Below are 19,676 nucleotides of genomic sequence, written 5' to 3' on the forward strand. Positions count from 1 at the left end.
GCCCCGACCGTCCCGACTGTCCCGACCGCTTCGCGATCAGCAAAGGTCCCCCATGCGATCCATGCGACTGCGCCCCGCCCTCGTCACCGGAATCCTTGGAGTCATCGGAGCTGTCGGTGTCACCGTCGGCACGATCGTGCCCGCCGCGCTGCCCGCGACGAGCGCGAACGCGAACGTGCACGCGAACGCCGCTGTGTCGGACGCGGATGCGGGCGCGGACGCGGACGCGAGCGGCGGGCCGGGCTCCGGCCCCGGGGCCGACCGGCAGCCGAGTTGCGGCAAGGCGTCCGACCCGGACTTCCCCATCGACACCCGCATCCATGGCGGCCCCGCCGAGTACAGCCCCGGCGGCCGGCCGGGTACCTGGTCCATCGACCTCAGCAACAGCACCGACGAGGCCTGCCACAACATCCACCCGGTCATCGTTCTCAGCGACCGGCACCGGTCCCTCACCGCGGCCCAGGTCCGGCTCCAACTCACCGACGACAAGGGCGAATGGCGGACCATGTCGCTGGAGAAGTCGGACGAGGACGAGACGATCGCCGTTCTCGAAGGCGGCTTCCCGGGCTTCGCCGTACCGGCCCAGCAGACCGTCACGGTACGGGCGAGGCTGGCCTTCACAGCCGCGGCCGACGCCAACAAGATCGTGGCGAACGCGGCGACGGTGCAGCGGCGCGGCGGTGACGGCGACTGGGTGGGGGAGTCGAACGACTACCGCTTCTCCGTAGGCGGTACGGATGCGCGAACGGACCCCGACACGGACAGCGACACGGACGCGGACACCGGCACCGACAGCGACACGGACCCCGGCACCCCCAGCGCAGGCGCCGGCACCGGCACCGGTGACCAGCGCCGTACTCCCGCCCCCACCGGCGACCCCGCCCGCGACGCCACCCCCAACTCGCAAGGCCACAAGGAGTCTTCGCCTCCCCTCGGCATCGGCGCACTCGCCGACACCGGTTCAGGCTCCCTCGCCGGCCCCGCCGTCGCCGCCGCCGTGCTGGTCCTCGCCGGTGTCGCCCTGGTCGTCGGCCTCCGCCGTCCCCGTAACCGCCCCTGACCCTGTCTCGATCCTTGCGCGGGCGCTGCCAGGCCGCGCGGTGAGCGGTACCCTCGTGCTCGTCCTGGGCCTGAACGAAGCGAATCTGGAGTCCGACCACCCCCGCGACCCACGAAGTCGCGTGCGTGGTCCTCGACATCGACATTTCCGCGGGTCCCTATGTGATCTACGGGTGGTGAACGGGCGTGTCTGTGCACAGCGGTACGGGACACAGTCCGGCCCCGCCCCGAGCCACCTCCCGCTAGGAGATACGAGCCGTCATGCCCCGCAATTCCCTCAACTCCCGCAACTCCCTCACCTCCAGAAGCGGTCGCACCCCGCTCATCGCCGTCGCCGGCAGCCTCGTCCTCACCGCCTCACTCGCCGGCTGCGGCGGCGGTTCGGGCGGCTCGGAGGGGAACGTCGTCACCGTCTACAGCGCCGACGGGCTCAAGGGGGTCGAGGACGACGGCTGGTACGACAAGGTCTTCGCCGACTTCGAGAAGGACACCGGCATCAAGGTGAAGTACGAGGAGGGCGGTTCCGGCGAGATGGTGGACCGGGTCGTCCGCGAGAAGGACGACCCGCGCGCCGATCTCCTGGTCGCCCTGCCGCCGTACATCCAACACGCCGAGCGAAAAGGGGTGTTGGCGTCGTACGACCCCAAGGGCTCGGACAAGGTGCACGGTTCGGGGAAGTCCGCCGACAACCGGTGGACGTCGGTCGTCAACAACTACTTCGGCTTCATATACAACAAGAAGGAACTGACGGACCCTCCGGCCACCTGGGAGGAGCTGCTGGACCCCCAGTACAAGGACAAGCTCCAGTACTCGACCCCCGGAGTCGCCGGCGACGGCACGGGCCTCCTCATCAAGGCCATGCAGGACTTCGGCGGCGAGAAGCCGGCCATGGACTATCTGCGGAAGCTCGAAGAGAACAACGTCGGCCCCACCCCCTCCACCTTCAAGCTCGCGGCGAAGGTCGACAAGGGCGAGATCCTCGTCGCGAACGGTGACGTCCAGACGAACTTCGACCAGTCCAAGACCCTGTCGAACATCGCGATCTGGTTCCCGGCGAAGGAGGGCGGCAAGCCGACCACGTTCGCCATGTACTACGGAGCCGGCGTCGTGGACGGCGCCCCGCACAGCGCGAACGGCAAGAAGCTGCTGAACTACATGCTCACCGAGAAGGCCCAGAAGCAGGTCAGCGGCATCGGCGGCGGCTTCCCCGCGCGTACGGACGTCAGACCCATGGACGAGAACGCCATCGAGCTGGCCAGGCTGATCGACGGCGTCACGCTCTTCGAGCCCAACTGGGAGCGCATCGAGCCCAAGCTCGACGGTTACGTCGCCTCCTGGAAGACGGCCACCGGCAACTGACGGCGGCCCGCTCGAACCGCCGCGTCCCGGCCGCGTGCCGTACGCGTTCGGGCCCCATCCCGGCCCCGTGCCGTACGAGCCTCGGTTACGCCTCCCGAGAGCCGAGATCATCGGTACCTGATTAGGCTGGGGTCGCCGAGCGGCACGGAGCAGTGCCCGCGGCGCCACCAGCACACTGCGTACGGCAGGAGTCCGTCACATGTCAGAGCGCAAGCCGATCGAATCGTGGCTCACCGACATGGACGGTGTCCTCGTCCACGAAGGCACCCCCATCCCCGGCGCCGAAGCCTTCATCAAGCGGCTGCGGGACTCGGGCAAGCCTTTCCTCGTCCTCACCAACAACTCCATCTACACCCCGCGCGACCTCCAGGCCCGGCTCTCCCGGATGGGTCTCGCCGTGCCGGTGGACAACATCTGGACCTCCGCGCTCGCGACCGCCAAGTTCCTGGACGTCCAGCGCCCCGGCGGCACGGCGTACGTCATCGGTGAGGCCGGTCTCACGACCGCGCTGCACGACATCGGCTACATCCTCACCGACCACGACCCGGACTATGTGGTGCTCGGCGAGACGCGCACCTACAGCTTCGAATCCCTCACCAAGGCGATCCGGCTGATCAACGACGGCGCCCGCTTCATCTGCACCAACCCCGATGAGACGGGCCCGTCGGCCGAGGGGCCGCTGCCCGCCGCCGGTTCGGTCGCCGCGCTGATCACCAAGGCGACCGGCAAGGACCCGTACTTCGCGGGCAAGCCGAATCCGCTGATGATGCGCACCGGGCTGAACGCCATCGGTGCGCACTCCGAGACCAGCGCGATGATCGGCGACCGGATGGACACCGACGTCCTCGCCGGTCTGGAGGCCGGGATGGAGACCTTCCTGGTGCTGACCGGTCTGACAAAGCCGGCCGATGTCGACCGCTATCCGTTCCGGCCGTCCACGATCGTCGACTCGATCGCCGATCTGGTGGATCTGATCTGACCGGATCTGACTGAATACTCGCTGGTCACAGCCGTGTACGGGGATTTCTGAGGCCCGCTGCGGATGCGGGATCCGGCCGGACGCGTGAGGCTTCCTTCATCAGGAGGTTCACGATGCGTTCAGGCTTGCTCGCTCTCCGTGCCGCCGGGCTGGTGGCCGCGATGGTGGCGGTGCCCGTCCTCGGTACCACCGCCGCCGACGCCCACGACTCCGTGAAGGCGACGGTCACGCCGTCCCCCGTCCGCCCCGGTGGTGAGGTGACGATCAAGGTCACGGGCTGTGAGAACCCCCGCTCGGTGGCCGCGCGGTCCGATGTCTTCGTCGCCGACTCCGAGCTGGCGGGCCGTGACGCTCTGCGCGGTGAGGCGAAGATCAAGTCGTCGACCGAGGACGGCAGGTACGAGGTCGACGTCTGGTGCGACGGGCACGATCACCAGGGCGCGGCGGTCTTCGAGGTGGACCATGACCCGAAGCCCAAGCCGAAGCCCTCCACGAAGCCCTCCACGAAGGCGTCCACGAAGCCGTCCAAGAAGTCCTCCACGAAGCCGAAGCCTTCCGACGAGGCGTCCGCCAGGCCCCAGGCCAAGCCCGCCTCCCCGCCGGCGTCCAAGAACCCGAAGCCCGCGCACTCCCGGGCCGCCGAGCCCTCCCACTCCTCCTCCGCCTCGCCCGTCGCGCCCGTCCGCGCCGGTGGCGGCGGCCGGACCAGCACCGCCATGGCCGCCGACAAGGCGGGCCCCAGCACCCCGCACACCGTGATCGGTCTGGTCCTCGCCGGCGTCGCCGCCGTGGCCGTGGCCGTCCGTAGCGCGCGTCGGAGGCGTTCCGCCGCGCGGGACTCCGACTGAGACGACCGAGACGACTGAACGACTGAACGACCGAGACGACTGAGACGACTGAGACGGCGGAGAAGACCGACATGGCCGAGATGCCGACCACCCACCGCCCGACCGGTTCGGGCCGACTGCTCACCGGCGTCGCCTGGGCCGTGCTGCTGCTCGGCCTCTGGGGCTGGGGAGCCGACGGACTCGTCGGCACCTCCTCGCCCATGACCGGCGACGTCGCCGCCGTCGGCCGCCCGATGGAGCAGCGGCCCCCGGCGGCCCAAGACTCGCCGGAGCCCGCCGAACCGCGCCGCGTCGACGTCCCCTCCGTCGGCATAAAGGCGCCCGTCGTCTCCCGCGGCCTCGACGTCACGGGGGCGGTCGAGCCGCCGCCGTACGAACGGCCGGGGACCGTCGGCTGGTACGGCAGTGGCGCCCGGCCCGGCGCCGCGGGCACCGCGCTCTTCGTCGGGCACGTCGACACCCGGACCGAACCGGCCGTCTTCTACGGTCTGAGCGCGGCCCGTCCCGGCGAGAAGGTCCGGGTGACCCGGACCGACGGCTCGGTCGCCGAGTTCACCATCGACGACGTGAGGGTCTACCCGCGGGAGAAGTTCGACGCGCGGAAGGTGTACGGCCCCCACGAGCCGGACCGCGCCGAACTGCGGCTGATCACCTGCGGCGGGACCTTCGACCGCAAGAGCCGTACGTACACGGCGAACGTGGTCGTCTCGGCGTACCTCACCGATGTGAAAGAGGCACGTCACGATGGCTGAGCCGGCCTCCCCGCGGCCCCGCTGTCACAGCTCGCACACGAAGCCGAACGGTCGCCGTTACGGCCCCGGCCCGTGTGCCAGGATGGATTCGACCGGTCTTGTCCGGGCAGGCGCAGGCAGGCGGCAGGCAGGGCAGGAACGAGGCGCCTGGGGGGCGGCTCCGACGAACGGGCACCGAGGGGGAGTGGATGTACGGCAGTAATTCCGGTCGCGAGCGTCGCAGTCTGCGAGTGACGGCATGCGCGGCGGCCACAGGAGCGGCGCTGCTGATCGCGGGCTGCTCCTCCGACGGCGAGGACAAGGGCGAGAAGAACGCCGCGTCGAGCCAGCAGCCGAAGGCGACCGACCCGTACTGGGTGAACCCCGACGGCAACGCGGCCAAGCAGGTCGCCGATTACACGAAGGACGGCGACGACAAGAACGCCGGCCTCATCAAGAAGATCGCCTCGCAGCCCGTCGGCGAGTGGATCGGCCCGGACAACCCCGAGGAGGAGGCCCGCGGTTACACCGAGGCCGCCGCCAAGGCCGACCGGGACGCCCTGCTGGTCCTCTACAACGTCCCGCACCGCGACTGCGGCCAGTTCTCGAAGGGCGGCGCCGCCGACGGCAACGCGTACCGGGCGTGGGTCGACAAGGTCGCCAAGGGCATCGGCGACCGGCGGGCCACGGTCGTGCTGGAGCCGGACGCGCTGCTGCACCTGGTGGACGGGTGCACACCGCAGGAGTTCCACGAGGAGCGGTACGACCTGCTGAAGGGCGCCGTCGAACGGCTCAAGCAGCAGCCGGCCACCACGGTCTACCTGGACGCGGGCAACGCCGGCTGGCAGTCGCCCGACGCGCTGTTCGAGCCGCTCCAGCGGGCGGGCGTCGACGCGGCGGACGGCTTCTCGGTCAACGTCTCCAACTTCTTCCCGACCGACGTGAGCCAGGAGTTCGGCAAGAAGCTGTCGGCGAAGGTCGGCGACAAGCCCTTCGTGATCGACACCAGCCGCAACGGCAACGGCCCTTACACGGGCGGCGATCCGAGCGAGAACTGGTGCAACCCGCCGGGCCGCGCGCTCGGTGAGCCGCCGACCACGAAGACCGGCGACCCGCTGGTGAAGGCGTATCTGTGGGTCAAGCGCCCGGGTGAGTCGGACGGCGACTGCAAGGGCGGGCCGAAGGCGGGCGACTGGTATCCGGAGTACGCCCTGGAGCTGGCGCGCAACGCCAAGTAGCACGTACCCAAGTAGCACGTGGCACGTGGCACGTGGCACGTAGCAAGTAGGAATACGACGTGGGCGGGCCCGTACTCGTACGGGCCCGCCCACCGTCACAACCCACTTGAGGGCTACGGCACTTCGACCCACACGCCCTCGGACGGCGTGCCCTTGTCGTCCGTCACGAAGAGCATGTACCAGCCGGCCGGCACCAGCGCCTGGTTCTTCGGCACCGTCACCTCGATCCCGTCCGCCGTCTTCTCCATGTCCAGCGCGATCGACCGCTGTTCGACATCGGTGACATGCGTGACGGCGCTCGGCCGCAGCAGCTTCGCGGACTTCAGCGACGCGGCGTCCTTGGTCTTGAAGACCCCGGAGCCACCGTGCTTGATCTTCTTCGGTCCGTCGGTCAACGTCGGCTTGGAGTCCCGGAAGAGATACGGCGGGGTGTAGATCTCGACCCGCTGCTCGAAGACGCCCGGCTTGGTGTTCGCCTTGTCGGCGTAGAGCGAGTCGGAGCCGAAGATCATGACGCGGCCGTCGGGCAGCAGGAGCGAGCCCGAGTGGTAGTTGCGGCCGACCTCGGGGTCGGCGACGCGCGTGTATTTCCCCGCCTTCGGGTCGTACATCCGCGCTTCGAGGATGTTGGAGCCGCCCCGGCCCCGGTAGTCCTCGGCGCCGCCCGTCACCAGGACCGAGTCGTCCGGCATCAGCGACGCGCTGGGGTAGCGGGTGCCCTTGTCGAGTGCGGCGCCGTCCTTGAACTCCGGGTCGTCCTCCTTGAGATCGACCAGCCGGGACTTCTCGCTGGACTTCTCGGACTCGCCGACGCCACCGCCGCCGATGACCATGAACTTCTGGTCCTGCGCGGGCGGCAGCATGACGGTCGCCGACGTCTCCATCGTGTCCGCGTCGCTCAGGCCCGGGATCTTCTCGAACTTGTTCGTCTCCAGGTCCCAGATGCCGGGCTTGCGGCCGACGTCGGCGGGGCCGTAACCGGCGTTGGAGCCGCTGTAGAACAGCTTGCCGTTGTCCATCAGGAAGATCGCCGGGTAGGTGGGGAACTTCCGGATGATCCCGGTGTACTCCCACTCCTTGGTCTCGGGGTCGTACACCTCGTCCTTGCCGGGGACGATCTGCCCGATCTCGTCCAGGCCCGACAGCGCGAGGACCTTGCCGTCCTTCAGCGTGGTGAGGGTCGGATACCAGCGGGCCTCGTTCATCGGGTCCACTTTGATGTACTTCTCGGCGATCGGGTCGAACTCGAAGGCGTCCTTGATGCCTTGGAAGTCCTTCTTGTCGAGCGCGAGCTTCTGCGCGATGCCGTAGACGTTGCGGGCGTCGGCGCCCTTCATGCCCTGCACCCGGTAATTGTCCTCGGTGCCGGTCTCGTACTTCTTCCCGGACTTCCGGGCCTCGACGTAGATACGGCCCAGTCCGGGCTCGGTACGCAGAAAGGCGCCGGTCACCGGGTCGAATATCTTCTTCGCCTTCTCGACCAGGACCGGGTCCTTGGACTCGAAGGTCTTGCCGTTCTTCTTGCCGGTGAACATCGTGCCCGCGGGCAGTGTCATCGGCTTGTCGGGGTCCTCGTTGTGGACCACCATCAGGCCGCCGGCCTTGGTGGTGTCGCCCTTGAGCTTCTCGTACCGCTTCGTGCCGCCCGCCACCAGGAGCTTGCCGTCGGGCAGTTGGGTGTGCCCGGAGCAGAACATGTCCTTGGGTGTCGGGATCATCTTGAAGTCGTTCGTCACCGGATCCCAGAGGACGGACTCGAACTTGTTCGCGTCGAAGTTCTTCTGGTTGTTGCCCGACCCGGCTATCAGCAGCACCTTGCCGGTGTGCAGCAGTGACGCGTGAATCGAATTGATCTTGAATTTCGCCGGGATGTCGAGAAAGTCCCAGTGGCCGTTCGCGGCTTTGTAGTCGGGCCGGTTGATCTTGTACTCGTGGTACTGCTCCGAACCGAACCGCCACATCGCCGGCCCGTTCATCCCGGCCACCACGACCACCACCGCGGCGCCTATCGCGATGCGACGGGCGCGATTCCTGCGGTGGTTCGGCCGGACGGGAAGCGCACTCATTGCTTAGGTCCCCCAAGGGAAATCTGTACGGTCTGGTCGAGGGCCCCGGGAGGCGTCTGCGGCGGTACCTGCGGGGCCGGGGCCTGCTGCGGTGCCGGGGTCTGCTGTGGAGCCGGCGGAGGCGTACTCCCGCCGCCCCGGTGCGCCCCGTGCTTCTTCCCGCGCTTCTTCTTCTCCGCCCGGATCCCCAGACGCCAGACGATGATCGGCGACGCCGTGATCAGCAGCGCCAGCGACGCCCAGGTGATCATCGCCGGATGGTCGTGCCCGAAGTAGAAGGACGAGCCCAGCGATCCGGCGAAGACGAGAATGAAGAACAGATGGATCCGGAACGTCCCGAACAGCGTGTCCGGGCTGGACGAGTCGCCCTTGGGCGTCACCACGAAGCTGCTCTTGCGGCGCAGTACGGCGTCGAGCAGTGAGCGCGCGTAGATCGGCGCGGAGAGCGCGGACATCGCCATGCCCGCGAGACCGCCGGACCCCTCCGGCTCGTGCGGCGAGACGTTGTGCCGCCGGTTCCAGATGTAGAGGCCGATCTGGAGGGCCGACGCGTTGCCGTACAGCATCATCCAGATCGCCGGGTCGATCTGCACACCCGAGGCGCCCATGCCCAGGAACAGGGCGCAACTCAGCGCCGCCAGGATCCAGTTGAGCGCCGACATCGGGTAGAAGATGATCATCATCGTGTAGTTGAAGAGCTTGCCGGGCGGCAGGGTGGTGAAGCCCCGCCAGTACTGCTTGAGGATCGTCTCGTACGTGCCCCGCGACCAGCGCAGCTGCTGGGTGAAGAAGTCCGTCCAGGCGGTCGGGCCCTCACCGACGGCGAGCACGTCCGGGGTGTACACGGAGCGCCACTTGTTGCCGGTCTGCGGGTTCTTGGCGCGGTGCATCTCGAAGCCCGTGGCCATGTCCTCGGTGATCGAGTCGTACAGCCCGCCGATCTGCTTGAGCGCCGAGATCCGTACGGCGTTGCTCGTGCCGACGAACATGGGCGAGCCGTAGCGGTTGCCCGCGCGCTGGATCAGGGCGTGGAAGAGGAACTGCTGCGACTCGGCGGCCTTGGTGACGAACGTGTCGTAATTGCCGTACACCTGCGGGCCGATGACGAAGCCGACGTCCGGGTCGCGGAAGTAACCGAGCATCCGCTCCAGGTAGTTGGCCATCGGGACATGGTCGGTGTCGACGGACGCGAAGAAGTCGTAGTCGTCGCCGTGCGCGTCGAGCCAGGCGTTGTAGTTGCCGTGCTTCGTCTTGGCGCGGTGCGCGCCCTTCGCCTGGTTCCACTTAGCCACGCCCTTGCGCGAGAAGTGGTGCACACCGAGCCGCGCGCAGACCTCCTTGACGGCGGGGTCGTCGCCCTCGTCGAGGAGCCAGACGTGCATCAGCCCGCGGTGGCGGATCTTGACCGCGGCCTCCAGCGTCTTCGTCACCATTTCGAGGGGCTCCTTGCCCGGCACGAAGGAGGTGAGGAAGGCGACGCGGGTGCCGCTCGCCGGTACGACGGGGACGGGGTCACGTGCCACCAGCGTCGCGTGCGCGTTGGACAGCACGTTCATCGTGCGGAACAGCTCGATCAGTCCGATCGAGACGAGCATCACGATGTCGAGGATGAGCAGCGTGTCGTTCTTCAGGTTCGGGTCGCGCTCGGTCCAGTGCTGCGGCTGCATCAGCCAGGCGAAGAGACCGAGCGAGAGGAGCGGGGCGGCGCCGAGCAGCAGGGCGGCCCGGATCCGGTGCGGCTCCTGCGAGAGCAGCGAGCGGTACTGCACCTTGTACGGCTTGTTGGGGTCCGGCTGGGTGAGCGGACCGGCGAGCCGGCTGTAGTGCTCGTAGTCGTACTTGGGCAGTTCCTTCTTGGCCCTGGGCCGAAGCCGGGATCCGCCGGTCCGGAACTGCGAGGGAACCCGGAGCTGGGTGGTCCGGGACGCGTCGTTGTTCGGCCGCTCGCCGTTCGGCGTCGACGTCATCAGTCATCCCCCCGCACGCATGCTGGTGCGTGATTGGTCGGTCGGTCCGGCAGGTCGCGCGCCACCGTCAGTACAGACACGCATCGGGACCTTCCGGTTGCATGATGCCGTTCACGACATCAGCCCATGAACGGGACCCCCACCCCGCTCGGTATGCAAACCGGAGCAAACTGTTCAGCTGCCCCAACTGCAAGAAACGCGTGCTTCTTTGGACCCGTCGGCTTCAGGATAGGTTCTACGACCCCCGCCAAGATCGCAAGAGTGAAAGATACTACTTGCGTGCCATATGACCGCATTGGTGTGCTGGTCGAAGTGGGAGCTGTGGCCGGACTGTGAAGTTGCCGCGAAGGCCGCCCTGTCGCGCGACGCGATCCGGGGGAAACAAGCGAGGCCCCCTCGCGTGATGCGAGAGGGCCTCAGCCGTGCGTGCGCCGCCAGGGACTCGAACCCCGGACCCGCTGATTAAGAGTCAGCTGCTCTAACCAACTGAGCTAGCGGCGCCTGCTGACCTGGAGAACTCTACCCGACGCTCCGGAGTGCTCCCAACCATTTGATGAGCGATGTGGCCTGTCGGATGGTCGTTTTTTACCTTTGATCCGTCAAAATGTGATTAGTCAGGACCGTTAGTGACTGACGCGCGTGCAACACCGCACAGCATCTTGTCGAGTGTGGAGGGGATCGCATGACCGCACCGGTCTTCGAGGAGTACGAACCCGCTTGCGACTGCCCCTGTGGCGGATGCGCCGAGCAACGCCGCCGACTGGCCCAGGGCCTGTCCCTGCGCGCGGGCGGCCACCCCGCCGCCCACGGCGCGCGCCGCGCCCTGGTCCTCGTCACCGCGGCCGGCGTCGCCCTCGGCGCCACGGGCGTGGGCGCGGGTGAGGCCGACGCGGACACCGCGGGGCCCGCGCTCGGCACCGCGCAGCCGGACGAGGCGACCGCGACGACGGCCGCGACGACGGCCGAACCGGATCCGACGAGTCCGCAGGGTGTGAGCGGCCCGCTGTACGGGCCCCCGTCGGCGGGACCGTCGCCGGACCACTCGGTCGAGACGCTGCGTAAGACCAGCCGCGCCGACATCATCAACCGCGCCAAGCTGTGGGTGGACGCGAAGGTCCCCTACTCCATGACGAAGTACTGGTCCGACGGCTACCGCCAGGACTGCTCCGGGTACGTCTCGATGGCCTGGAACCTGGACGGCAACGAGTGGACGGGGAGCCTGTCCCACTTCGGCACCCGGATCGCCAGGGAGGACCTGCAGCCCGGCGACATGCTGCTGTTCCACAACCCGTCCGACCCCACCAAGGGGTCGCACGTGACGCTCTTCGGCGGCTGGACGGACTACACGCACACGTACTACCTCGCGTACGAGCAGACGAAGCCGAGCACGCGGGCGCAGTCGACGCCGATGGCGTACTGGAACAATTCGGCGAGTTACGTCGCGTACCGCTACAAAGGCGTGACCGGAGGCAACAGCGGCAGCACGGCGGACACGCCGAAGCCGGTGGCCTTCCCCGGTGCGAAGTCCTTCGGGCCCGGCGCCGACAACGCGAACGTGACCCGGCTCGGCGAGATGCTCGTCGCCCGGGGCGGCGAACGCTTCTACGACGTGGGCCCCGGACCCCGGTGGGGCGAGGCCGACCGGCGTGCCACCGAGGCGTTCCAGCGGGCGCAGGGCTGGCGGGGCGCGGAGGCCGACGGGCTGCCGGGACCGGACACCTGGCGGTATCTGGCGAACGGGCTCGGCAAGGACATCCCGGCGGCGGGGGCGACGGCCGGGGCCGGCGGCCCCGGCGGTACGAGCGCACGGCCGGAGTACCCGGGGGCGGGTCAGTTCCGGCCGGGCCGGTCCGGCGCGTACGTCACCCAGCTCGGCCACCAACTGGTGAAGCGCGGCTACGGCAGCCACTACGTCTCGGGCCCCGGCCCGCGGTGGGGCGAGGCCGACCGGCGCAACGTGGAGGACTTCCAACGGGCGCAGGGCTGGCGCGGCAGCGCCGCTGACGGGTACCCCGGCCCCGAGACTTGGCGACGACTCTTCGCATGACGACGGAGGCAAGGATGACCACACAGACATCGCAACCGAACGGCGACGGGCAACTGCTGCGGGGCGCACCGGCGCTGCGGGCGGCGGCACGCAACGCCCTGACGGCACGAGGGCCGGCGGAGCCGCTGGATTCGGTCGAGCCCGTGGAGCTGATCGAGCCCGTGGACCCCGAGGATTCGGCCGAGCCGCCCACCGACACCGAAGTCCCTGCGGAGCCTCCGGCGGTCGCCACGACCGGCTGGAACGAGGCCGGCTGGTACCAGAACGTACGCCTGCTGGCGGAGCCACCGGCCGAGCCCGATCCACCGCACGAGGGGGAGCCGCCGGGACCCGTGGCGACGGCGGAGCGCACGGAGATGTTCGCGAAACGACCTGCGGAGGCGGAGGTTCCCGCGGAGCCCGACCCGGAAGCTTGTTACGGCGGGACGGTGCCCGAGGTCGCGGCGATCGTGGAGTGGGTGTCCGCCGAGAAGGAACGGGAACAGGAGTCGGACCTGGTGCCGGTGGAACTGCCGGCGGAGGCGGAGGCTTCGGCGTACGGGGCCGGGGCCGGTGCCGAGTCCGGGTCGGCAGGGGCGACGGCACCGACCCCGTTCGCCGGACCGGAGGCCCGCCCGGAGCGGGAGTCGGAGTTGGAGCCCGCGTCGGTGGAGGCGGGTGCCTCGCCGTACACCGCCGACGCGGAGTCGGAGGTCGGGCCCGCGCCGGAGTCGGGCGAGGCCCAGGAGTCGGTACCGACCGAGGCGGTCGTGGAGCCGGAGGCGGCTGATGTGCCGCACTCGCGGGGCGAGTCCTGGGCGTTGCCCACGAAGAACGATCCTCCGGGCGTGGACACGGCCGGCGAGGACGTGGACGTCGCCGCGCCCACGGCCGCTGACGGTCCGTCAGCGCCGTATGCGGATCAGGACGCCGTCCCGGCCGACGAGAGCGTGGCCGCGCCCGCCCAGGTGCTCGCGACCGACGACGGTCCGCCGGCCCTGGGAGGCGCCGCCGCGTCGCCCGCGCTCAGCGGGATCCCCGCCCCCGTGTGGGACGTCTCCGTGCGGGCCGGGTCCGGGGCCGCCATTCCCACCCGGGCCTCTGTCACCTTCGACAGCCACCGCTGGAGCCCGCTCATCGTCGGTGAGGCCACCCACGAGATCCCCGTCCATCTCCTCTTCCGCGACGACGAGTCGCCCGTCCCGGCCGCCGGACGCCCGCGCGCCCGCCGCGCGCCCGTCGTCTCCGCCCCCGTCCTGCCGCCCGTTCTGGCCCCCGCCGCGACCTCGCGCCCCGCGACGCCCGTGGACACGAAGCTGGTCGAGCGGCCGGGGCCCACGCTGCCCGGCTGGACGGCGGCGCTCGTCGGTGTCGCCGGGCTGTTCGGCTGCGCGGTGGTGCTCTGGTGGGTCGGGGCCGTGCCCGAGGCGCTGACGGAGATGTTCGGGCTGGTCTCGAATCCGTACTACGGCATCGGCATCGGCATGTGGGCGCTGCTCACCGTCGCCGTGACGCTCACGCTCTTCGCCTTCGGCGGGCTCGGCCGCGGCCGGGTCGGTCACGCCTGGGTGCTGACGCTGTTCGGTGAGTACCGGGGGAGCGTGCGGCGTACGGGACTTCTCTGGGTCAGCCCGCTCCTGCTGCGCCGGCGTGTGGACGTACGGCTCCGGCACTGGCGCAGCGAGCCGATGCCCGCGGTCGACGCGAACGGTACGGCGCTGCGCGTCGTGGTCCTGGTCGTCTGGCGGGTCAGGGACACCGTCCGGGCGGCGCTCGGGGTGCGCGACCACGAGGAGTATCTGCGCGAGCAGGTCGAGGCGGCGATGGCGCGCGTGCTCTCGCAGCTGCCCGCCGACGCCTTCAACGAGGCCGCGCCGACGCTGCGTAACGCCGAGGTGGTCGGCGAGGCGCTGACCCGGATGCTGTCGGCCGAGTGCCGGCCCGTCGGGCTGGACGTCTTCTCGGCGCAGCCGACGCGGATCGAGTACGCGCCGGAGATCTCGGCCGCGATGCAGCGCAGCCGGATCGCGGCGATCGACGCCAGGCACCGGGACACCGTGCTGACGTCGGTGGTCGACGCGGTGGACGACACCGTGCACCGGCTGACGTCGCGGGGGCTCGTGGAGCTGGACGACTACGAGCGCAAGGTCCTCGTGAAGGATCTGACCGTGGCGTTCTACACCGGCAGGCACGGTCTGAACGAGGGGAACTGACCGTTCCGCTGACGGCTGATTGGTCTGGACCTTTCTTGGTCGTTGTTATGGACACGGTCAACTTCGGTCAATACTCTGTGCCTTGGTCTAGACCTGATTGCGCAGTCAGGAGTCACCGCACCACCGCGTCACCAGCAGCATCCGCACCACCGCACCACCGCACCACCGATTCACCGCACGCGTGCAGCACGGCTCACCGAACTCCCCACGGTCCCTGGAGCGAGAGCATGCGAAAGAAGAGAATCAGCGCCGCCGTACTCGGTCTCGCGGTGGCAGGCGTGTCCCTGCTCGCCACCGGAAGCGCGACCAGCCACGGCTACACCGATTCACCGATCAGCCGTCAGAAGCTGTGTCAGAGCGGCGCCGTCACCGGCTGCGGAAACATCCAGTGGGAACCGCAGAGCGTCGAGGGGCCCAAGGGCTTCCCGGCCGCGGGTCCCGCCGACGGAAAGATCTGCGCGGGCGGCAACGGCCAGTTCGCGCAGCTCGACGACCCGCGTGGCGGCAACTGGCCCGCCACCAACGTCACGGGCGGGCAGGGCTACAGCTTCCGCTGGCAGTTCACCGCCCGGCACTCCACGTCCGACTTCCGCTACTACATCACCAAGAACGGATGGGACCCGACCAAGCCGCTCACCCGCGCGGCTCTCGACCCGCAGCCGTTCATGACCGTGCCGTACGGCAACCAGCAGCCGCCGGCCACGCTCGTCCACCAGGGCACGATGCCCGCCGGAAAGACCGGGAAGCACGTCGTCCTGGCTGTCTGGAACGTCGCGGACACCACCAACGCGTTCTACGCCTGCTCGGACGTCAAGTTCTGATCCACCCGGGCAGTCCCGCCCGGGGAAGTTCCGCACGACGCAGTTCCATCAGCATGTGACCGGCGAGGGTCTGCTTCATCGCTGACGGGCCGGGCCGTCGTACGTGGGGTGTGTGCCGCAACCCGCGTACCACGGCCCGGTTCTGCTTCAGATGGCCAGCGAGAGCACCATCGGCGCCGCGCCCCGGTTCAGGGTGTCCGCCGCCGAGCGCAGCCGGTGCGCGTGCTCGATCGGCATCGACAGGGCCAGACAGCCGACCGCCGAACCCGCCGTCAGCGGCACCGCCGCGCAGACCGTGCCCACCGCGTACTCCTGGAGGTCCAGGATCGGCACCGTCGCCGGCTGGCTGTCCAGCTTGGAGAACAGCACACGCTCGTTGGTGATGGTCCGTGAGGTGAGTCGCGCGATCTTGTGCCGGGAGAGATGGTCCCGGCGGCTGTTCTGGTCGAGCTGCGTGAGCAGGCACTTGCCGACCGCGCTCGCGTGCGCCGCCGAGCGGAAGTCCACCCACTCGTTGACCGCGGGCGCGTCCGGCCCGTCGGCGAACTGCGTGATCTTGACCTCGCCGTCGATGTACCGGCTGATGTAGACCGCCGCCCCGACCGAGTCGCGCAACTCGCCGAGCGTGTCCTGGAGTTTGGCCTCCAGGGCCTCCTCGCGGGTGGTGCCGGAGCCGAGCAGGACCAGCGAGTCCCCTATGACATACGCGCCGTCCGTGACCTGCTCCACATAGCCCTCGCGCCGCAACATCGCCAGCAGCGGGGCGAGATGCCCGGTCGGCAGGCCCGTCTCGCGGGCGATCTGGAGATCCATGACGCCACCGGCGTGCTTGGAAACCGTTTCGAGGACGCGCAGGACATATTGCACCGAGTGGAACGGCGCGGTCGGCTCTGGCTTCAGCGCCACGGTTTCCCCCTAGCAGGTTGTGACCGCAAGCTTCCCTATCACGATAGCCGTCAAGGGCCCTTTCCGGGGCGGCTGTTGACCAGAATGACGCCCTTCCCGGTGGCCCCATCTGGGGCGTATCACCTTGGCATATGCCAGAGTCACAACCATGGCGGAGGCCGGCCGTGGAAACGGGGGAACCCGGTCCGCGGAACGAGGACCGGGTTCCCCCGAATTCGGCGAGGTCTCGCCTGCGTGAATGCGCCGGGCGTACGCCTGTGGCGCCGCTACGGCACGCATCCGCACCGCTACAGAACGGCGCTCAGGAACTCCCTGGTGCGCTCGTGCTCCGGCTCGCTGAACATCTTCTCCGGCGGCCCCGACTCGATGACCCGACCGGCGTCGAACATCAGTACGTCGTCGGAGATGTCGCGCGCGAAGTTCATCTCGTGCGTCACGCACAGCATCGTGATGTCCGTCGTGCGGGCGATGTCCCGCAGTACGTCGAGGACGCCCGCGACCAGCTCCGGGTCGAGCGCGGAGGTGACCTCGTCCAGAAGCAGGACCTGCGGCCGCATCGCGAGCGCCCGCGCGATGGCCACCCGCTGCTGCTGCCCGCCCGACAGCTGGCTCGGATACGCGTCGCAGCGGTCCCCGAGTCCCACCAGGTCGAGCAGCCCGCGCGCCCGCTCGTCGGCCTCGTCCGTGGACAGACCGAGCACATGCACCGGCGCCTCGGTGACGTTCCGCAGCACCTTCATGTTCGGGAAGAGATTGAACTGCTGGAACACCATGCCTATGTTCTTGCGCACCTCACGGACATGGCGCTCGCCGGCGGGGACGAGCCTGCCGTCCTTCTCCTCGTGCGTGAGGTAGTCGCCGGCCACCTTGATGGTGCCCTCCTCCGGCTTGATCAGCGTCATCAGCAGTCTGAGGATCGTCGTCTTGCCCGATCCGGAGGCGCCGATCAGCGTCACGTGCTTGCCGGAGTTGACCGTGAAGTCCAGTGAGTCCAGGACCGTGTTGGACCCGAAGCGCTTGGTGACCTTGTCGAAGCGGATCAGCTCGCTGCCGTCGGCGGCGGGATTGGCCGTTTCCCTGCCGGCTGTTTCCTTGCCGGCCGTTTCCTTCGAGGTGTTGAGGGGAGTGCTGTCAGCGGACAAGGCGACGCTCCAATGCTCGCATGAGAAGGGATGCCGGATAGGAGATGACGATGAAGGCCACACCCACGACGGTGAAGACCTCGACCGTCAGGAAGGTCTCGGAGGCGAACTGCCGTGCCTCGCCGAGCATTTCCAGTACTCCGATGACGAAGAGCATCGGAGTGTCCTTCAGCATCGCGATGACGTAGTTGCCCAGCGCGGGCACGACCCGGCGGATCGCCTGCGGGAGGATCACCGCACCCCAGGTGCGGGACCTCGGCAGGTTGAGCGCCTTGGCCGCCTCCCACTGGCCGGCCGGGACGCCGTCGATGCCGGCCCGGTAGACCTCGGCGGTGTACGTCGAGTAGTGCAGGCCCAGGCCGACCACACCGGTGACCATGGCGCTGAGCGTGACACCCCACTCGGGGAGCACGTAGTAGAGGAAGAACAGCTGCACCAGCAGCGGGGTGTTGCGGACGAACTCGGTGACGATGTTCACCGGCCAGCGCACCACCGCCGGGCCGGATCGCTGGGCCATCGCCCAGACGAGACCGAGCGCGAAGGCGAGCAGCGCGCCCAGGACCAGTGCCTGGAGCGTGACGAGCAGGCCGTCCCAGAACATCGGCATGAAGTCGCCGACCGCGGACCAGTTCCACTGCATCAGCGCTCACCTCCCGCGGTCGCCGGAACGGCGTCCTGCTTCTGCTGGGGGATCTCGGCCTTGCGCCCGGCCCACCATGACGTCTTCTCGGGGCGCTGACCGATCCCGGCCTTCGCCTGCCGCTCCAGGACGCGCATACCGCGCGTGAGCACGAAGGCGAGCACGAAGTACATCAGCAGGATGACCGTGTAGACGGGCGCGCTCTGACCGGTCGCGTTACGCACCAGCGACGCACCGAAGGCGATGTCGGCCACGCCCATGATGGAGACCAGTGCCGTGCCCTTGAGCAGCTCGATCAGCAGGTTGTTGAACGGCGGGATCATCTCCGGCCAGGCCTGCGGCAGGATGATCTTCCGTAGCTGCTGCGCGGGCGTGAAGCTCAGCGCGATCCCCGCCTCACGCTGGGCGGGAGCCACGGCCTGCACCGCGCCCCGGACGACCTCGGAGCCGTACGCCCCGTAGGTGAGCCCGAGCGCCAGGGTCGCCGCCCACAGCGGGACGAGCTGCCAGCCGAAGCCCAGCGGGAGTACGAAGAAGATCCAGAACATCAGGATCAGCGCGGACGTGCCGCGGAATATCTCGAAGTAGGCCCCGGATATGAAGCGCACGATCCACAGCCGGTGGGAGCGGGCGAGTCCGACGACCAGCGCGACCACGGCGGCCAGTGCCGCGCTGAAGATCGTCAGCTGGACGGTGATCCAGACACCTTCGAGGAGAAGCTTCCACAGGCCCCAGGTGATCTCACTCATGGCGCGCACTTCTCCTTCGCCGTGATGGTCGTCATCTGGTCCTTCGTGAAGCCGAAGGGCCGCATGATCTCCAGGAGTTCGCCGCTCTTCTTGAGCTTGTGCAGCTCGCGGTTGAAGGAGTCGCGGAGGTTGGTCTCCGGGGACCGGAAGGCGAAGCCGCCGACGTCGATGACGGGCTTGCCGTCCACGATCGGCGTGACCTCCTTGGTCGCCTCGGCCCGGGTGCTCTCCGCCTCCTTGATGACGTTGAACACGGTGACCGCCGTGCCGGCGAAGACATCGACGCGGCCCTGCTCGACGGCGAGCAGCCCGGCCAGCTGGTCGGGCAGGGTCGTGATGCTCTTGACCCCGGCCTCCTCCGCGTAACCGATCTCCGCGTAACCGACACCCGTCGCCATCTTGGCGCCGGCCTCGGCGATGTCCTGGTAGCTGTGCAGATTCTTCGGATTGCCCTTCGGCACGATGAACGCGTCGAGCATCTGGTACTCGGGGTCCGCGAAGATCACCTGCTCGCAGCGTTCCGGGTTGATGTACATCCCGGCGGCGACCACATCGAACTGGAGCGAGTTCAGCCCGGTGATCAGCGAACCGAACTCCGTGGCGAAGGGCTGGACGCTGTCCACCCCCAGCTCCTTGAAGATGCGCGACGCGATGGCCGGCGCGGAGCCGGTCATCTCACCGTCCTTGCCGATGTAGCTGTACGGCTGCTCACCGGCCAGCCCGAGGCGAACGGTCCCCTTGGCACGCAACTGGTCCAGGAGGGTCCCCCCGTCCCCGGTGTCGGCGGTGGCCACGCGGCTGCAGCCGCTCGTGGCCCCGACCGCCCCCGCGACACCGAGCGCCGCGGCACCCGCGAGCAGCGAACGGCGCCGGAGTCTGCTTCCCGTGCTTCCCGTGCTTCCTGAGTTGTTCCCCTTTAGTGGAGCCATAGG

General features: G+C 68.9%; 16 protein-coding genes and 1 tRNA gene. 9 read left to right on the top strand and 8 right to left on the bottom strand.

Annotated elements, in window-relative coordinates:
* Window positions 1-52 precede the first annotated feature (52 nt).
* The 6 genes from ACFT9I_RS12380 to ACFT9I_RS12405 all read left to right on the top strand — a co-directional run bounded on the left by ACFT9I_RS12380 (window position 53) and on the right by ACFT9I_RS12405 (window position 6,214).
* Complete coding sequence (locus ACFT9I_RS12380) at window positions 53-1,060, top strand: hypothetical protein (RefSeq protein WP_382563378.1); 1,008 nt, start codon at window positions 53-55, stop codon at window positions 1,058-1,060.
* 260 nt (window positions 1,061-1,320) lie between these two features.
* On the top strand, window positions 1,321-2,418 hold the full coding sequence (locus tag ACFT9I_RS12385) for a 2-aminoethylphosphonate ABC transporter substrate-binding protein (protein ID WP_382563379.1): 1,098 nt from the start codon (window positions 1,321-1,323) through the stop codon (window positions 2,416-2,418).
* 199 nt (window positions 2,419-2,617) lie between these two features.
* Window positions 2,618-3,397, top strand: a complete 780-nt coding sequence (locus ACFT9I_RS12390) for an HAD-IIA family hydrolase (protein ID WP_382563381.1) — start codon at window positions 2,618-2,620, stop codon at window positions 3,395-3,397.
* A 113-nt stretch (window positions 3,398-3,510) separates the two neighbouring features.
* A complete protein-coding gene (locus tag ACFT9I_RS12395; RefSeq protein WP_382563384.1) occupies window positions 3,511-4,245 on the top strand; it encodes a hypothetical protein in 735 nt (244 codons plus the stop codon).
* An 80-nt stretch (window positions 4,246-4,325) separates the two neighbouring features.
* Window positions 4,326-4,997 carry a class F sortase gene (locus ACFT9I_RS12400; protein ID WP_382563504.1) on the top strand — a complete coding sequence of 224 codons (672 nt, stop codon included), beginning with the start codon at window positions 4,326-4,328 and terminating at the stop codon, window positions 4,995-4,997.
* A gap of 188 nt (window positions 4,998-5,185) precedes the next feature.
* On the top strand, window positions 5,186-6,214 hold the full coding sequence (locus ACFT9I_RS12405; RefSeq protein ID WP_382563386.1) for a glycoside hydrolase family 6 protein: 1,029 nt from the start codon (window positions 5,186-5,188) through the stop codon (window positions 6,212-6,214).
* Window positions 6,215-6,327: 113 nt separating this feature from the next.
* Here ACFT9I_RS12405 and ACFT9I_RS12410 read toward each other — a convergent pair whose 3' ends face one another.
* From ACFT9I_RS12410 to ACFT9I_RS12420, 3 genes are all read right to left on the bottom strand, one after another.
* Window positions 6,328-8,280 carry a galactose oxidase-like domain-containing protein gene (locus ACFT9I_RS12410; protein ID WP_382563388.1) on the bottom strand — a complete coding sequence of 651 codons (1,953 nt, stop codon included), beginning with the start codon at window positions 8,278-8,280 and terminating at the stop codon, window positions 6,328-6,330.
* Window positions 8,277-10,247 carry a glycosyltransferase family 2 protein gene (locus ACFT9I_RS12415; RefSeq protein WP_382563390.1) on the bottom strand — a complete coding sequence of 657 codons (1,971 nt, stop codon included), beginning with the start codon at window positions 10,245-10,247 and terminating at the stop codon, window positions 8,277-8,279. Before ACFT9I_RS12415 ends, ACFT9I_RS12410 begins: the two co-directional genes overlap by 4 nt.
* Window positions 10,248-10,674: 427 nt before the next feature.
* Window positions 10,675-10,748: transfer RNA gene (locus ACFT9I_RS12420), tRNA-Lys, on the bottom strand.
* A gap of 181 nt (window positions 10,749-10,929) precedes the next feature.
* Here ACFT9I_RS12420 and ACFT9I_RS12425 point away from each other — a divergent pair.
* The 3 genes from ACFT9I_RS12425 to ACFT9I_RS12435 all read left to right on the top strand — a co-directional run bounded on the left by ACFT9I_RS12425 (window position 10,930) and on the right by ACFT9I_RS12435 (window position 15,307).
* Window positions 10,930-12,294: a peptidoglycan-binding protein gene (locus ACFT9I_RS12425; RefSeq protein ID WP_382563392.1), complete on the top strand. Its 1,365-nt coding sequence runs from the start codon at window positions 10,930-10,932 to the stop codon at window positions 12,292-12,294.
* 14 nt (window positions 12,295-12,308) lie between these two features.
* Window positions 12,309-14,486: an SPFH domain-containing protein gene (locus ACFT9I_RS12430; protein ID WP_382563393.1), complete on the top strand. Its 2,178-nt coding sequence runs from the start codon at window positions 12,309-12,311 to the stop codon at window positions 14,484-14,486.
* A 227-nt stretch (window positions 14,487-14,713) separates the two neighbouring features.
* Complete coding sequence (locus ACFT9I_RS12435; RefSeq protein WP_382563395.1) at window positions 14,714-15,307, top strand: lytic polysaccharide monooxygenase; 594 nt, start codon at window positions 14,714-14,716, stop codon at window positions 15,305-15,307.
* A 147-nt stretch (window positions 15,308-15,454) separates the two neighbouring features.
* On the opposite strand, the gene ACFT9I_RS12440 is transcribed toward ACFT9I_RS12435, so the two are convergent.
* The 5 genes from ACFT9I_RS12440 to ehuB form a co-directional block, all read right to left on the bottom strand.
* A complete protein-coding gene (locus tag ACFT9I_RS12440) occupies window positions 15,455-16,213 on the bottom strand; it encodes an IclR family transcriptional regulator (RefSeq protein WP_382563397.1) in 759 nt (252 codons plus the stop codon).
* A 287-nt stretch (window positions 16,214-16,500) separates the two neighbouring features.
* Complete coding sequence (gene ehuA / locus ACFT9I_RS12445) at window positions 16,501-17,256, bottom strand: ectoine/hydroxyectoine ABC transporter ATP-binding protein EhuA (protein ID WP_382563506.1); 756 nt, start codon at window positions 17,254-17,256, stop codon at window positions 16,501-16,503.
* A gap of 88 nt (window positions 17,257-17,344) precedes the next feature.
* Window positions 17,345-17,995 carry an ectoine/hydroxyectoine ABC transporter permease subunit EhuD gene (gene ehuD, locus ACFT9I_RS12450; protein ID WP_382563399.1) on the bottom strand — a complete coding sequence of 217 codons (651 nt, stop codon included), beginning with the start codon at window positions 17,993-17,995 and terminating at the stop codon, window positions 17,345-17,347.
* On the bottom strand, window positions 17,995-18,744 hold the full coding sequence (ehuC, locus tag ACFT9I_RS12455; RefSeq protein ID WP_382563400.1) for an ectoine/hydroxyectoine ABC transporter permease subunit EhuC: 750 nt from the start codon (window positions 18,742-18,744) through the stop codon (window positions 17,995-17,997). The genes ehuD and ehuC overlap by 1 nt, the downstream gene beginning before the upstream one ends.
* Window positions 18,741-19,673 (bottom strand): ectoine/hydroxyectoine ABC transporter substrate-binding protein EhuB, encoded by a 933-nt coding sequence (gene ehuB / locus ACFT9I_RS12460; protein WP_382563402.1) that lies wholly within the window; start codon window positions 19,671-19,673, stop codon window positions 18,741-18,743. Before ehuB ends, ehuC begins: the two co-directional genes overlap by 4 nt.
* Between the last annotated feature and the right edge of the window lie 3 nt (window positions 19,674-19,676).

Origin of the sequence: Streptomyces sp. NPDC057137, from assembly GCF_042670825.1 — a bacterium.
Classification (GTDB): domain Bacteria; phylum Actinomycetota; class Actinomycetes; order Streptomycetales; family Streptomycetaceae; genus Streptomyces.